14 protein-coding genes are annotated in these 14,446 nt (G+C 65.6%); 5 read left to right on the top strand and 9 right to left on the bottom strand.

The genetic code is table 11. The features are described from left to right. Positions 1-442 precede the first annotated feature (442 nt). From O3305_RS03205 to O3305_RS03170, 8 genes are all read right to left on the bottom strand, one after another. Positions 443-2,461, bottom strand: coding sequence for an acetyl-CoA carboxylase biotin carboxylase subunit (locus O3305_RS03205; RefSeq protein ID WP_269575113.1), 2,019 nt, complete (start codon positions 2,459-2,461; stop codon positions 443-445). Further along, entirely contained in the window at positions 2,461-2,916 is a 456-nt protein-coding gene (locus O3305_RS03200) for a lysozyme inhibitor LprI family protein (RefSeq protein WP_269575112.1), read from the bottom strand. Before O3305_RS03200 ends, O3305_RS03205 begins: the two co-directional genes overlap by 1 nt. Next, the gene (bioB, locus tag O3305_RS03195) at positions 2,913-3,905 is read right to left on the bottom strand and encodes a biotin synthase BioB (protein ID WP_269575111.1); all 993 of its coding nucleotides are present in this window, start codon (positions 3,903-3,905) and stop codon (positions 2,913-2,915) included. The genes O3305_RS03200 and bioB overlap by 4 nt, the downstream gene beginning before the upstream one ends. Continuing rightward, positions 3,902-4,246, bottom strand: a complete 345-nt coding sequence (locus tag O3305_RS03190; protein WP_269575110.1) for a hypothetical protein — start codon at positions 4,244-4,246, stop codon at positions 3,902-3,904. The genes bioB and O3305_RS03190 overlap by 4 nt, the downstream gene beginning before the upstream one ends. Beyond that, positions 4,243-6,390 (bottom strand): methylmalonyl-CoA mutase, encoded by a 2,148-nt coding sequence (gene scpA / locus O3305_RS03185; RefSeq protein WP_269575109.1) that lies wholly within the window; start codon positions 6,388-6,390, stop codon positions 4,243-4,245. Before scpA ends, O3305_RS03190 begins: the two co-directional genes overlap by 4 nt. 141 nt (positions 6,391-6,531) lie before the next feature. Beyond that, complete coding sequence (mce, locus tag O3305_RS03180; RefSeq protein ID WP_269575108.1) at positions 6,532-6,948, bottom strand: methylmalonyl-CoA epimerase; 417 nt, start codon at positions 6,946-6,948, stop codon at positions 6,532-6,534. Next, positions 6,945-7,169, bottom strand: a complete 225-nt coding sequence (locus O3305_RS03175) for a hypothetical protein (RefSeq protein ID WP_269575107.1) — start codon at positions 7,167-7,169, stop codon at positions 6,945-6,947. The genes mce and O3305_RS03175 overlap by 4 nt, the downstream gene beginning before the upstream one ends. Further along, on the bottom strand, positions 7,169-8,695 hold the full coding sequence (locus tag O3305_RS03170; protein ID WP_269575106.1) for an acyl-CoA carboxylase subunit beta: 1,527 nt from the start codon (positions 8,693-8,695) through the stop codon (positions 7,169-7,171). Before O3305_RS03170 ends, O3305_RS03175 begins: the two co-directional genes overlap by 1 nt. A 261-nt stretch (positions 8,696-8,956) precedes the next feature. Between O3305_RS03170 and O3305_RS03165 the strand changes: the two genes are divergently transcribed. After that, positions 8,957-10,357 carry a helix-turn-helix domain-containing protein gene (locus O3305_RS03165; protein WP_269575105.1) on the top strand — a complete coding sequence of 467 codons (1,401 nt, stop codon included), beginning with the start codon at positions 8,957-8,959 and terminating at the stop codon, positions 10,355-10,357. Positions 10,358-10,408: 51 nt separating this feature from the next. Next, positions 10,409-11,167, top strand: coding sequence for a class II aldolase/adducin family protein (locus O3305_RS03160; RefSeq protein ID WP_269575104.1), 759 nt, complete (start codon positions 10,409-10,411; stop codon positions 11,165-11,167). 17 nt (positions 11,168-11,184) lie between these two features. On the opposite strand, the gene O3305_RS03155 is transcribed toward O3305_RS03160, so the two are convergent. Next, positions 11,185-11,985, bottom strand: a complete 801-nt coding sequence (locus tag O3305_RS03155) for a DODA-type extradiol aromatic ring-opening family dioxygenase (protein ID WP_269575103.1) — start codon at positions 11,983-11,985, stop codon at positions 11,185-11,187. 77 nt (positions 11,986-12,062) lie between these two features. On the opposite strand from O3305_RS03155, the gene O3305_RS03150 reads away from it, so the two are divergent. The 3 genes from O3305_RS03150 to O3305_RS03140 all read left to right on the top strand — a co-directional run bounded on the left by O3305_RS03150 (position 12,063) and on the right by O3305_RS03140 (position 14,415). Then, entirely contained in the window at positions 12,063-12,575 is a 513-nt protein-coding gene (locus O3305_RS03150) for a (2Fe-2S)-binding protein (protein WP_269575102.1), read from the top strand. A 119-nt stretch (positions 12,576-12,694) separates the two neighbouring features. Next, positions 12,695-13,603, top strand: a complete 909-nt coding sequence (locus O3305_RS03145; RefSeq protein ID WP_269575101.1) for an RcnB family protein — start codon at positions 12,695-12,697, stop codon at positions 13,601-13,603. 110 nt (positions 13,604-13,713) lie between these two features. After that, on the top strand, positions 13,714-14,415 hold the full coding sequence (locus tag O3305_RS03140; protein ID WP_269575100.1) for a prolyl hydroxylase family protein: 702 nt from the start codon (positions 13,714-13,716) through the stop codon (positions 14,413-14,415). The last annotated feature ends 31 nt before the right edge of the window (positions 14,416-14,446 follow it).

Below are 14,446 nucleotides of genomic sequence, written 5' to 3'. Positions count from 1 at the left end.
CGAAGCTGCAACCGCAGGCTGGTTGCTGCCGAAGCGGGTCCGGCCAGCCTTGGTCCACCGACATCGAAGCAACGCTTCCGTGCCGTGAGCAGCAGAATTCGTCGCGTTCATTCGATCCGATACACCGTGTGGACCATGCTCCGGACGAAGCATGGAACCTCGGCATTGAAAGCAGGATCGAGCGCGAAATCGTCTTGTCGGCCCGTCCAAACGCCGTTTGATCCGGCGGCGCGACACCGGGCCCGTCGCGCTGTTCGTCATCCTCGTCGCAGCCACATTGCCGGTAAGGCGCCCTGACGGCATCGATTGTCCGTCCGGGCCTTCAGCAAAGGCTGCTGCAACCCTGCGGACGGGCAAATGACCCCGCCTTGCCCGCAGGAGCCATTGTTCCCAGCCCGGCAAAGGGCGGCGCCGCGTGTGGTTCCGCGGCGCCGCCCTTCCCTTATTCGAACTCGAGAATCGCTGCGTCGACCGCCAGGCTGTCGCCGGGCCCGAAATTGGCGGCCTTCACCACCGCGGCCTTCTCGGCGCGCAGGATGTTCTCCATCTTCATGGCTTCCACCACCGCAAGCGGCTGGCCGGCCTCGACCCTGTCGCCGGGCGACACATGGAGCTGGGTAAGCAGGCCCGGCATCGGCGCGAGCAGGAACTTGCTCATGTCCGGCGGCACCTTCTCGATCATGTGATGCCGAAACTGCGCGATGTGCGGCGGGTAGACTTCGACCAGGTGCGAGGCGCCGTGCGCAGTAAGCTTCCAGGCGGCCCCCTTGCGCACCACCCCGACGCTGAGCGGCGCCCCGTCGACCGTCGCGGAAAGGATCAGATTGTCCGCCTGCCATTCGCCGTCGATCTCGATCGGCTGGCCATCGACGGTGACGTCCTCGTCCACCACGACCGCGAACCGCTCGCCTCCGATCAGTACCACGCGTTCCTCGCCGACATCGACCGGGCCGTTGAGCTGCCCCGAGGTCGCCGCGGCGCGCTCGGCGCGTTCGAGGTCGATCACTGCCGCCAGTGCCGCCAGCTTGCGCTTCAGAGCGTCCGATGCCGGCGCACCGTGGAAGCCCTCCGGATATTCCTCGGCGATGAACCCGGTAGTGATCGCGCCCGAGCGGAAACGCGGATGCTGCATCAGCGCGGAGAGGAAATCTATATTATGGCCGATGCCATCGATCCGGAACCGGTCGAGCGCCGTGACCTGCAAATCGGCAGCCTCATCGCGCGTCTCGCCCCAGGTCACCAGTTTGGCGATCATCGGATCGTAGAACATCGAGATCTCGCTGCCCTCGGTCACGCCGTCGTCAACGCGGACATAGCCGTGGTCGCCGCGCGTGCCAGGCACGCCATAGGGCGTCTCCTCGCTCGCGGGCGGGCGATAGCGCACCAGCCGGCCGGTGCTCGGCAGGAAGCCCCGATAGGGATCTTCGGCATAGACGCGGTTCTCGATCGCCCAGCCGGTCAGCTTGATGTCGTCCTGGGTGAAGGCCAGCTTCTCGCCATAGGCGACGCGGATCATCTGCTCGACCAGATCGAGCCCGGTCACCGCCTCGGTCACCGGATGCTCGACCTGCAGCCGGGTGTTCATTTCGAGGAAGTAGAAGCCCTGCCCGGTCTTGTCGGCACCCGAGACGATCAGCTCGACCGTGCCGGCGCTGAAATAGCCCACCGCGCGCGACAGCGCGACGGCCTGCTCGCCCATCGCCTTGCGCATTTCGGGCGACACGAACGGCGATGGCGCTTCCTCGACCACCTTCTGGTGGCGCCGCTGGATCGAGCATTCGCGCTCGCCGAGATAGACGACGTTGCCATGCTGGTCGCCCAGCACCTGGATCTCGATATGGCGCGGGCTCTCGATGAACTTTTCGATGAACACGCGGTCGTCGCCGAAGCTCGCCAGGCCCTCACGCTTGGTCGCCTCGAAGCCTTCGCGGACATCGGTTTCGCTCCAGGCAAGCCGCATGCCCTTGCCGCCGCCGCCGGCCGAGGCCTTCATCATCACCGGATAGCCGATCTCGTTCGAGATGCGGACGGCATGCTCGGTATCCTCGATCACCCCGACAAAGCCGGGGACGACGTTGACGCCCGCCGCCTTGGCGAGCTTCTTGGACTCGATCTTGTCGCCCATCGCCGCGATGGCCTTGGGCGGCGGCCCGACAAAGGCGATCCCGGCCTCGGCGCAAGCCCTGGCGAAGCTCTCGCGCTCGGAGAGGAAGCCATAGCCGGGATGGATGCAATCGGCCCCGGTCTCCTTGGCGGCCAGCAGGATCAGCTCGGCCTTGAGATAGGACTCCGCCGCCGGCGCCGGCCCGAGCCGCACCGCTTCATCCGCCATCAGCACATGCGGGGCACGGGCATCAGCGTCCGAATAGACCGCCACGGTGGCGATCCCCATCTTCTTGGCGGTGCGCATGACGCGGCATGCGATCTCGCCCCGATTGGCGACCAGGATCTTCTTGAACATCAGTTATTTGGCTCCACGTATTCACGCAGCTGCTTGGTTCGTTCCTGAGTAAGTTCGGTCAGGCAACCGTTGCGCATAAGCGGCCACATCGATCCGCCGATTTCGCGCGGCCCCGTTGTCGCCGCACAATGCGCATCGCGGAACGTGAGCCAGGCACGCTGCGCGACCAAGAGCCTGCCATGCTCCTTCGGATCGCCCAGAACCTCGGTTCCTCCGCGCTTCGCAAACCCCGCTGCCCTGCTCCAGGCCTGGTTCATCGCGATATCCGCGCGCAGGAAGTCCCGGTAGGAACAGATATTCATTTCGGACTGGGTCCTCTGCGTCTCGCAATCGACCCGCCGCACCTTTAGCGATTCCGCAAGCCGGCACTGATCCTGCGCAATGATGCCGACAGCCTTGCCGCAATCCGGCCCTGACGCCACCGCTTGCGCGAGGAAGAGGGCGGCCAGGATCACTCCGCCGCCTCCAGCTCCACCTTCACCTCGGCCTGCATCGGCACCACGCCCAGCCGGGCGAACAGCGCCGAATCCTTGTCGTCGCCGGCATTGCCTGCGGTCAGCAGCTTGTCGCCAGTGAAAATCGAGTTGGCGCCGGCCAGGAAGCACAAAGCCTGGGTCGCGTCGCTCATGCTCTCGCGGCCGGCCGACAGGCGGACCATGCTCTCCGGCATCGTGATCCGCGCCACCGCGATCGTGCGGACGAACTCGATATCGTCGATCTGCGCCAGCGGCGTGTCGGCGAGCATGTTGCCCAGCACCGTGCCCTTGATCGGCACCAGCGCGTTCACCGGCACGCTGCCCGGATGCACCGGCAGCGTCGCCAGCGCATGGATGAAGCCGACCCGGTCCGGCCGGGTCTCGCCCATGCCGACGATGCCGCCGCAGCAGACGTTGATCCCCGCCTCGCGGACATGCTCGAGCGTGTCGAGCCGCTCCTCGAACGTCCGGGTGGTGATCACTTCGGCATAACGCTCGGGCGAGGTGTCGATGTTATGGTTGTAGTAATCGAGCCCGGCATCGGCGAGCATCTGCGCCTGCTTCTCGCTGAGCATGCCCAGCGTCATGCAGGTTTCCATGCCCATCGCGCGGACGCCCTGCACCATCTCGACGATGGCGGGCATGTCGCGATCCTTGGGATTGCGCCAGGCGGCGCCCATGCAGAAGCGCGACGAGCCGTGATCCTTGGCCTGGGCCGCAGCCTGCAGCACCTGGCGCACGTCCATCAGCTTGGTTGCCTTCAGGCCCGTCTCGGCCGAGACCGACTGGCTGCAATAGCCGCAATCCTCCGGGCAGCCGCCGGTCTTGATCGAGAGCAGCGTCGAGAGCTGCACCTCGTTCGGCGCGTGGTTGGCGCGGTGGACCTCGGCTGCGCGGAAGACGAGTTCGGTGAACGGCAGGTCGAACAGCGCGGCGATCTCGTCGCGGGTCCAGTCATTACGGGTCATGGTTGCAGGGTCCGGGTAAAAAGATAAACGAACATGCCGACCCCGACGGAAAGCAGCACGGGTGCGGCGATCCGGCAGAGGTTCAGGCTCTTGTGCACAGGCCTGCGCTGGAAGCGCGCGCGGACGATCTCGCCTGCGCCCGAAAAGGACAGCAGCCCCGCCAGCGCAAGCACCAGCAGCACCGCGATGACCGCATTGGGCGGCAGGTTCTTGCCACCGGATACCAGCGCCAGCACGCCGCCCAGCGAGACGATGCACAGCGAGGTCAGGTGCTTGAAATAGTCGTAGAGCAGGGTCTCGCCGTCGCCGCCTTCCACCAACTCCTCCTCGATTTCGCTCATTCGGCGGCTTCCTCCACAGGGGGCATATTGTGCCCGAGGAGCCTGAGCACTTCTTCGGCGGCTTTGACAAGGTTGGTACCCGGCCCGAAGATCGCCTGCACGCCCGCCTCGCGCAGGAACTCATAGTCCTGCGCCGGGATCACCCCGCCGGCGATCACCTTGATGTCCGCCCTGCCCGCGTCCTGCAATTCGCGGATCAGCTCGGGGATCAAAGTCTTGTGGCCCGCGGCGAGGCTGGAGGCACCGACGACATCGACATCGCTCTCGATCGCCAGCGCCGCGGCTTCCTGCGGGGTCTGGAACAACGGGCCCGGCACCACTTCGAAGCCGAGGTCGCCGAACGCCGAGGAGACGAGGTTCGCGCCCCGGTCATGCCCATCCTGGCCCATCTTGGCGACGAGCATGCGCGGCTTGCGGCCGAGGCGGCGTTCGGTGGCATTCACGCCGTCCTTGAGGCGCTCCCAGGTCACGTCGTCCTGATAGGCACCGCCATAGATGCCCTGCACCGGCGTCGGCTTGGTGGCATAGCGCCCGAAGCCCGCCTCCATCGCCGCGCTGATCTCGCCGAGCGTGGCACGCGCACGCGCTGCCTCGACTGCCAGCGCGAGAAGATTGTCGCCGCCCCGCGCGCCCTCCTGCAGCGCGAACAGCGCCGCCTGGCAGGCGGCTTCGTCACGCGATGCCTTCACCCGCTTGATCCGGGCGATCTGCGCCTCGCGCACGGCGTGGTTGTCGACATCGAGAATGTCGATCGGCTCTTCCTCGGCCTTGCGATACTTGTTGACGCCGACGATCACCTGCTCGCCGCGATCGATCCGCGCCGCGGTCGCCGCCGCCGCCTCCTCGATCATCGCCTTGGGCCAGCCGGCCGCCACGGCCTTGGCCATGCCACCCTCGGCTTCGACGCGCTCGATGATCTCCCAGGCCTTGTCGACCAGCTCCTGGGTCAGGCTCTCGATATAGTAGGAGCCACCCAGCGGATCGACGACATTGCACATGCCGGTCTCCTCCTGGATGACCAGCTGGGTGTTGCGCGCGATGCGGGCCGAGAAGTCGGTCGGCAGCGCGATCGCTTCGTCGAGTGCGTTGGTGTGCAGGCTCTGCGTGCCGCCCAGCATCGCCGCCATCGCTTCGATCGTGGTGCGGATGACGTTGTTGTAGGGGTCCTGCTCGGTCAGCGAGACGCCGCTGGTCTGGCAGTGCGTGCGCAGCATCTTGCTCCGCTCGTCCTGCGCCCCCAGCTTCGTCATCACCCGGTGCCAGAGCACACGAGCTGCCCGCAATTTCGATACTTCCATGAAGAAGTTCATACCGATTGCGAAGAAGAAGCTCAGACGCCCTGCAAACTTGTCGATATCCAGCCCGCTGGCGACACCATACTTCACATATTCCATGCCGTCGGCGATGGTGAAGGCGAGCTCCTGCACCTGCGTCGCCCCGGCTTCCTGCATATGATAGCCGGAGATCGAAATGCTGTTGAATTTCGGCATGTTCGCGCTGGTATATGCGAAAATGTCCGAAATGATCCGCATGCTCGGTTCGGGGGGATAGATATAGGTATTGCGGACCATGAACTCCTTGAGGATGTCGTTCTGGATGGTCCCGTCGAGCAGGCTCCGGTCGACGCCCTGCTCCTCGCCCGCGACGATGAAGAAGGCGAGGATCGGGATCACCGCGCCGTTCATCGTCATGGAAACCGACATCTGATCGAGCGGGATCCCGTCGAACAGGATCTTCATGTCCTCGACACTGTCGATCGCCACGCCCGCCTTGCCGACATCGCCGGTGACGCGCGGATGGTCGCTGTCATAGCCACGGTGGGTGGCGAGATCGAAGGCGACGCTCAGCCCCTTCTGCCCGGCCGCCAGGTTGCGGCGGTAAAAGGCGTTGGATTCCTCCGCGGTCGAGAAGCCGGCGTATTGGCGGATCGTCCAGGGCCGCCCGGCATACATCGACGCGCGCACGCCGCGCGTGAACGGCGCGAAGCCCGGCAGGCCGGGATCGATCCCGGCCACGTCCTCGGCCGTATAGAGCGGCTTGACCTCGATGCCCTCGGGCGTGTGCCAGGTCAGGTCGCGGCCCTTCACTTCCTTCGAAGCGGCGGCAGACCATTGGCCGAGTGTCGGCTTGTCGGTCAAACTCATTCTCCCCTTGTGGGAGAAGGAAGGGGCCCGCTGATGCAATCAGCGGGAAGGATGAGGGGGACGTAGGGAGACACAGCCGCCTCACCCTTCCGCGACTGCGTCGCTCCCTCCCTCTCCCACAAGGGGAGAGGGAATACAGGATCAATGATCACGCGGCGTCTCCATGATCTCGGTCAGCACCCCGCCCATGTCCTTGGGGTGGACGAAGAAGATCGGCGTGCCATGCGCGCCGATGCGCGGCTCGCCGAGCACCTTGGCGCCCTTCGCCTCGAACCAGGCCTTGGCTTCGTGGATGTCGGGCACCTCGTAGCAGAGGTGATGCTGCCCACCCGCCGGGTTCTTCGCCAGAAAGCCGTGGATCGGCGAGCTTTCGCCCAGCGGCTCGATCAGCTCGATCTGGCTGTTCGGCGTATCGACGAAGCACACCTTCACGCCCTGCGCCGGCAGGTCGAACGGTTCGCGGACCACCTCCGCGCCCATCACGTCGCGGTAGAAGGCGATCGACGCTTCGATCGAAGGCGTCGCAACGCCGACATGGTTGAGGCGGCCGAGTTTCATAGTCCGTTTCTCGCAATCAGGCTCAAAGTCGCGAATGAAAACACGCCCATCCCAGCGAAGATCGCGACCAGGATCGCAAACCATAGCCAAAACGACTTGGGCGATCTGGTGCGTTCAATGAAACCGGCCTGAAATCGCACGCGTCCTTCCGCGATTCCTCGCCTGATCTCCCAGCCCGAAACCAGCATGCCACCCAAGGTCAAGGCGAGCAGGAAGCCCATTACAGCGGAATATTGTCATGCTTCTTCCAAGGGTTCTCGAGCTGCTTGTTGCGCAGCTTCCGAAGCCCCAGGGCGATCCGCCGGCGCGTCGAATGCGGCATGATCACTTCGTCCACGAAACCCTTCGATGCCGCAACGAACGGATTGGCGAAGCGTGCCTCATATTCGGCGGTCCGCTCGGCGATCTCCTCCGGCGTACGCCCACGGAAGATGATCTCCACGGCACCCTTGGCGCCCATCACCGCGATCTCGGCAGTCGGCCAGGCATAGTTGAGGTCGCCGCGCAGATGCTTCGAGGCCATCACGTCATAGGCGCCGCCATAGGCCTTGCGCGTGATGACGGTGATCTTGGGCACTGTCGCCTCGGCATAGGCGTAAAGCAGCTTGGCACCGTGCTTGATGATGCCGCTATGCTCCTGGCCGACACCCGGCAGGAAGCCCGGCACATCGACAAAGGTCACGATCGGGATCCCGAACGCGTCGCAGAAGCGCACGAACCGCGCCGCCTTCTTCGAGCTGTTGATGTCGAGGCACCCGGCCAGCACCATCGGCTGGTTGGCGACCACGCCCACCGTGCGCCCCTCGATCCGGCCGAAGCCGATCAGGATGTTGCCGGCATGGCTCGGCTGCAGCTCGAAGAACTCGCCCTCGTCGAGCGTCTTCTTGATGAGCTCGTGCATGTCGTACGGCTGGTTCGCGCTCGGCGGGATCAGACTGTCGAGGCTGGGCTCGAGGCGATCCCAGGGATCGTCGCTCGGCCGCTCGGGCACCTCTTCGCGGTTCGAGGCGGGAAGGAAGTCCACGAAGTCGCGGGCCGCGAGTAGCGCCTCGATATCATTATCGAAGGCCACGTCGGCGACCCCCGACTTCGTGGTATGCGTCACCGCACCACCCAGTTCCTCCTGCGTGACGATCTCGTTTGTAACGGTCTTCACTACATCTGGGCCGGTGACGAACATGTACGATGAATCCTTCACCATGAAGATGAAGTCGGTCATCGCGGGGGAGTAGACCGCGCCGCCGGCGCACGGGCCCATGATCAGGCTCAGCTGCGGCACCACGCCCGATGCCAGCACGTTGCGCTGGAACACCTCGGCGTAGCCACCGAGCGACGCGACACCCTCCTGGATGCGTGCGCCGCCGCTGTCGTTGAGCCCGATCACGGGCGCGCCGACCTTCATCGCCATATCCATGATCTTGCAGATCTTCTGCGCGTGACGTTCGCTGAGCGAACCGCCGAACACGGTGAAGTCCTGGCTGAACACGAAGACGAGGCGGCCGTTGATCGTGCCCGATCCGGTAACGACGCCGTCACCAGGGACGATCTGGTCCTGCATGCCGAAGTCGACGCAGTTGTGCTCGACATACATGTCGAATTCTTCGAACGATCCCTGGTCGAGCAGCACTTCGATCCGCTCACGCGCGGTGAGCTTGCCCTTGGCGTGCTGCGCGTCGATCCGCTTCTGCCCACCGCCCAGGCGGGCGGCAGCGCGGCGGCGTTCCAGTTCCTCGATCGTCGACGACATGCGGTTCCCCTTGGAATTGGCTGCCTCTGCATCGGGACATGCGTCCTTCGCAAATGCAATGTTGCAAAGTTGTATCGTGCGGGTTTGCAGATATACTGCGGACATGCGCAGATCGCTCCGCCTCGCCCTTCTTGCCCCCCTCCCTGCAAGGGAGGGGCTGGGGGTGGGTACTTGCCCGCGATACGGAGGGACCAAGTTCATCGGTGGAAGTATCGCCAGGCCCACACCCACCCCTAACCCCTCCCTTCCAGGGAGGGGGATTTGACGACCTCCCCCCGCCGCCGGGTCTTCGAAGGTTTTCGCCTGCGCGAGCTGCGCAAGCGCGCGGGGATCAGCCAGGCAGCCATGGCCGCGCGGCTCGGCATCTCGGTTTCCTATCTCTCGCAGATCGAGAACAACGACCGGCCGATCACCGATATCGTGCTGGTAGCGCTGTCCCGCGAATTCCCGCTCGAGCCGTTCGGTGACGCCGAGTCCAGCATCTCCCTGCTCCGCACGATCGATGCCGCCACCGATGCCAGCGTCCCCGCCGAGCGGATGGAGGAGAGCGATGTCCGTCGTGGGATCGAGCAACAGCCCCTGCTCGCCCGCCGCATGGTCGCGCTCCACGAAGCCTGGCGCCGCAGCCAGGAACAGCTTCGCGTGCTCGACGACCGCTACGACAGCGGCTCGAGTGATGCAGCCCCGCTCCCCTGGGAGGAGGTACGCGACTGGTTCCAGGCCGAGGGCAACTATATCGACGCCGTCGATCGCTCGGCCGAGACGCTCGCCGGCGACCTCGATCCCGATCGCCCCACCCGGGGACTGGAGGATCGCCTGCGCTGGCACGGCGTGCGCGTGGTCGGCGAGGATGGCGACGGCAGCCAGCTCAGCCGTTTCGATCCGCGGGACCGCACCCTCGCGGTCAACAGCGCGCTTCCGCCAGAGAGCCGTGCCTTCCTGCTTGCGCACCGGCTGGTCCGCTATGAGTTCGAGAACGAGATGCGCCAGGTGGTCGACGACGCGGGCCTGGCCTCGCCCGCTGCTCGAGAACTGCTCAACATCGGCCTGGCCAATTATGCCGCCGGTGCGCTGCTGATGCCCTATGGCGCGTTCAGGGATACCGCGCGCGACGTCCGCCACGACATCGATCGCCTGCGCCAGCGCTTCGGGGTGAGCTTCGAGCAGGCCTGCCACCGGCTCTCGACACTCCAGCGCCCGGGCGCCGCCGGCCTGCCCTTCTTCTTCTGCCGGGTCGACATGGCCGGCAACATCACCAAGCGGCATTCGGCGACGCGCCTGCAATTCGCGGCGCTGGGCGGCGCCTGCCCCCTCTGGGTGGTACATGAGGCAGTGGCGATCCCCGACCGAATCCTGGTCCAGCACGCCGAGATGCCCGACGGCACCCGCTACGTCTCGATGGCGAAGGGTCTGGTGAAGCCTTCGGGCAGCTACGCCCGCCCCTCGCGCCGCTATGCGGTGGCGCTGGGTTGCGAGGAGCTGCACGCGGCCGACTTCGTCTATGCCGACGACCTCAAGCCCGGCGGCGCGGCCACACCGATCGGCGCCAGCTGCCGCATCTGCCCGCGCACCGATTGCGACCAGCGCGCCTTCCCGCCCGCCGCCTCCGCCATCGCCATCGATCCGGACCGGCGCAGCGTGGTGCCTTACGCCTTCCGCTAGGCCTCCCGACGTGGCATACCCGATCCACGAAAAAGCCTTGGGAGAGGTAACATGGCCACCGCGCTGGCAAGCAAAGTAATGACCGAAGCCGAGTGGGAGGCGCGCCAGCAGCTCGCGGCCTGCTACCGGGTGTTCGACATGCTCGGCTGGTCCGAGATGATCTACAACCACATCACGCTGAAGGTGCCGGACGAGGAAGGCGCGTTCCTCATCAATCCGTTCGGGCTGCACTTCTCCGAGGTGAAGGCCTCCAACCTCGTCAAGATCGACATCGACGGCAACAAGCTCGACGACTCACCCTATCCGGTGAACCGCGCCGGCTTCGTCCAGCATTCGCTGTTCCACCGCCACCTGCCCGACGCGCATTGCATCGCGCATACCCACACCACGGCGGGCATGGCGGTCGCCAGCGTCGAGGGCGGCCTGCGTCCGACCAATTTCTACGCCTGCAACTTCTCCGGCCAGATCGCCTATCACGACTTCGAGGGCGTGACCGTGCGTGACGAGGAAGGCGAACGCTTGCTCGCGCATCTCGGCGACAAGCGGGTGATGCTGCTCAAGAACCACGGCATCCTGGTGATGGGCCGCACCGTGCCCGAGGCGTTCATCAAGCACTGGTCGCTCCAGCGCGCCTGCGAGATCCAGATCGCCACCGCCTCGATGGGCGAGCCGCTAGTGGTGCCGGACGAAGTCGTGGCAGTGCACCAGCGCGACCTCCATATGGCGCAGGTTCCCGGCGGCCCGGGCGCGGCGGACTTCGCGGCAATGGTGCGGCTGGTGGACCGGACGGACAAGAGCTGGCGGGAGTAGCGCCTTGGGTGTCGGAGCTAGCCGAAGCGGTAGCCCGACACCGTCCATCCCATCACATGGTCTCGGTAATCGCACACCGCCGGCCCCTCGCCGCCCGCGCCGAGCGCGACCATCAGCGGAAGGAGATGCTCCTCACGCGGATGCGCGAAATGGGCGTGGGGCAGCTTGTCCCAGGCAGCGACACGCTCGGCCCGGCGCGCCGGATCGGCATCGGTCACCGCCGCGGTAAGCGCGTCATCCCATTCGTCGGCGACCGGCGTTACCTGCGGCCCGCGGGCGCGCAGGTTGTGGAAGCTCATGCCCGAGCCGACGATCAGCACGCCTTCATCGCGCAGCGGTGCCAGCGCCTTGCCCAGCGCGATATGGTCGGCGGGATCGAGGTCCTTGCGCAGCGAGAGCTGGACGAGCGGGATGTCCGCCCCCGGCACTGCGACCATCATCGGGATGAACACGCCGTGATCCCAGCCGCGCTCCCGCTCCTCGCCCACCGGGAAACCGGCGCCCTCGAGCAGTTCCTTCACCCGCACCGCGACTTGCGGCGAGCCGGGCGCATCCCAGCGCAGGCGATAGGTGTGCTCCGGGAAGCCATAATAGTCGAACAGCAGGGGCTGGCCGTTGCCGGCATGCACCGTGACCTGCTCCTCCTCCCAATGGCCGGAGATCAGCAGGATCGCCCTGGGCTTCTCCGGGAGCGAGTCGATCAGCCCGGCCAGATAGGCCTGCATCGGCTGCCACATCGGATCCGGAGGACCACCATTGGGGTCCATGAAGAAACAGGGGCCGCCGCCATGGGGCACGAAGAGCGTGGGAAGTGTCATGCACTGGATGTCGCGTGCGCCACGGCCCGGCGCAATGCCGGTTTCGGAAACGGCTGGTTTCCCGCTACACCCCTCCCATGACTCGCTTTACCGTCAACAACCAGCCGGTTGCCTACAAGATGGACCCGCGCACGCCCCTGCTCTGGGCATTGCGCGACGCGTCGAACCTCACCGGCACCAAATATGGCTGCGGCACCGGCGATTGCGGCGCATGCACCGTCGATGTCGATGGCACCGCGCGGCTCGCCTGCGAAGTGACGATCGGCGCGCTTGAAGGCACGTTCGTCACCACGATCGAGGGCCTGTCCAAGGATCGCAGCCATCCGGTGCAACAGGCGCTGATCGCCGCCAACGTGCCCCAATGCGGCTATTGCATCCCGGGCGTGGTGATGGCCGCATCCACCCTGATCCGCGCAAACCGCAATCCCAGCGAGTCGGACATCAAGGAAGCGATCCCCAATATCTGCCGCTGCGGCATTTACCCGCGACTGATGGAAGCGATCCAGAATGCCGCCCGCATCGCCCGTGGCGACGCGCCCGAGCCTGCATCGCCACCCGCCGCTCAGGAGGACCAGCCGGCGGAACCCTGAACTATTTCAGATGCTTTCAATAAGCTGACAGATGAATTCAGAGTCATGTCAGCCACTGGGCTTTAGAGAGTGTTTACCCTCGAAGCCCGGCGTGTGTGCCGGTCCAGCGGAGACACTAGATGAAGAAGACCTTGCTCGCGGCGATCATCGCCGCAACTGCTCTGGTCCCGCCGGCACTGGCGCAGGACCGTGGCCGCCACTGGGGTGGCGGCGACCGCAACGGCGGCAATTCGGGCGCCTCGCAGCCCTCTCAGGATCGTGGCGATCGCGGGAACCGCGGTGATCGTGGTGATCGCGGCGGCAACCGTGGTGGCTGGGGCCAGTCCTCGGCTCCGCAGCAGCAGGCGCAACCCCAACCCCAGCAGCAGCCGCGTCGCGACTGGAATGGCGGCGGCAATGTCGGCAACGGCTGGGGACGTGGGGGCTGGAACCGTGGTGGCGGCCAGCCCGGCGGCCAGCAGGTTTCCCCGCCCCAGGCCCAGCCGCAGCAGCGCTGGGACGGCAATCGCGGCGGCAATGACCGGCGCGACTGGAACCGCGACAATAATCGCGGCGGCCAGTGGGATCGCGGCAACCCGAACTGGAACGATCGCAACCGCGACCGCAACTGGAACAATGATCGCCGCGGCAACGACTGGAACCGCAACAACGATCGCGGCTGGAACGACCGCAACCGCGGCTGGGACAACAATCGCGGCTGGGGCGGCAATCGCGGGAGCTGGAGCAACAGCTGGCGCAACGATCGCCGCTATGACTGGCGCGGCTACCGCACCTCGAACCGCAGCCTCTACCGTCTGCCGCGCTATTATGCGCCGTCGGGCTGGGGCTATGGCTATCGTCGCTTCGGGATCGGCTTCACGCTGAACTCGATCCTGTTCTCGTCGCAATACTGGATCAATGATCCCTATTATTACCGCCTGCCGGACGCGTACGGCCCCTATCGCTGGGTCCGCTACTACAACGACGCCCTTCTGGTCGATGTGGACACCGGCGAAGTGGTCGACGTGATCTACGACATCTTCTGGTAAGCCAGCCCGCATCTTGCCAGACAGAGGAGGCCCGGCCCGCAAGGACCGGGCCTCTTGCTTTTGCAGCCCGCAGGCGCGAATTGGCCGGTGTGAGCAAGCAAGTCGGCAAAGTGTCGGGAACCCCGTCCCCCAATCGCGCGCGCATCGGCCGCGAAGTGGTGGCGAAGCTGGAAGCCAATCCCGCGGTCAAGCGCGCGAAGGTGGAGACCGCGCAGATCTTCACCTATCCCGATTTCCTCAGCGACGCGGACTGCGACATCCTGGTCGGCATGATCGATGAGTCCGCCCGGCCCTCCACGCTGCTCGCGGCGCATGAGGATCCCGAATTCCGCACCAGCAGCTCCACCGATCTCGATCGCTGGGCTGCCGATGTCTGGCGCATCGACGACCACATCGCCAATGTGCTGGGCCTTCCGCCAGCCAATGCCGAAACGCTGCAGGGCCAGCGCTACGCCCCCGGCCAGCAGTTCCGCGCGCATTGCGACTATTTCCACGAAGGCGCGGAATATTGGGAGAAGATGCTCGAATTCGGCGGGCAGCGCACCTGGACCGCGATGATCTACCTCAACGATGTCGAGGAGGGCGGCGCCACCTGGTTTCCGCGCGCCGGCGTCCGCTTCCGCCCGAAAAAGGGGCTGATGCTGATGTGGAACAACATGATGGAAGACGGCACGCCGAACTATGACACGCTGCACGAAGGCATGCGCGTGCTTGAGGGCACCAAATATATCGTGACCAAGTGGTTCCGCGAGAACGCCTGGATCCGCGGCCATGTGCCGACCTACTACGCAGGCGGCGAACAGCGGACTTAAGGTCTAAACTCCCCTCCCTGGAAGGGAGGGG

Source organism: Sphingomonas sp. NIBR02145 (assembly GCF_027359115.1).
Lineage (GTDB): Bacteria > Pseudomonadota > Alphaproteobacteria > Sphingomonadales > Sphingomonadaceae > Sphingomonas > Sphingomonas kyeonggiensis_A.
This window is presented reverse-complemented; position numbering and strand designations above follow the sequence as displayed.

Coding starts and splice junctions, on each gene's coding strand:
- O3305_RS03145 (WP_269575101.1), top strand. CDS start 12,695: ATGAAGAAGACCTTGCTCGCGGCGATCATCGCCGCAACTGCTCTGGTC.
- scpA (WP_269575109.1), bottom strand. CDS start 6,390: ATGAGTTTGACCGACAAGCCGACACTCGGCCAATGGTCTGCCGCCGCT.
- O3305_RS03175 (WP_269575107.1), bottom strand. CDS start 7,169: ATGGGCTTCCTGCTCGCCTTGACCTTGGGTGGCATGCTGGTTTCGGGC.
- O3305_RS03170 (WP_269575106.1), bottom strand. CDS start 8,695: ATGTCGTCGACGATCGAGGAACTGGAACGCCGCCGCGCTGCCGCCCGC.
- O3305_RS03150 (WP_269575102.1), top strand. CDS start 12,063: ATGACTCGCTTTACCGTCAACAACCAGCCGGTTGCCTACAAGATGGAC.
- O3305_RS03155 (WP_269575103.1), bottom strand. CDS start 11,985: ATGACACTTCCCACGCTCTTCGTGCCCCATGGCGGCGGCCCCTGTTTC.
- bioB (WP_269575111.1), bottom strand. CDS start 3,905: ATGACCCGTAATGACTGGACCCGCGACGAGATCGCCGCGCTGTTCGAC.
- O3305_RS03205 (WP_269575113.1), bottom strand. CDS start 2,461: ATGTTCAAGAAGATCCTGGTCGCCAATCGGGGCGAGATCGCATGCCGC.
- O3305_RS03190 (WP_269575110.1), bottom strand. CDS start 4,246: ATGAGCGAAATCGAGGAGGAGTTGGTGGAAGGCGGCGACGGCGAGACC.
- mce (WP_269575108.1), bottom strand. CDS start 6,948: ATGAAACTCGGCCGCCTCAACCATGTCGGCGTTGCGACGCCTTCGATC.
- O3305_RS03160 (WP_269575104.1), top strand. CDS start 10,409: ATGGCCACCGCGCTGGCAAGCAAAGTAATGACCGAAGCCGAGTGGGAG.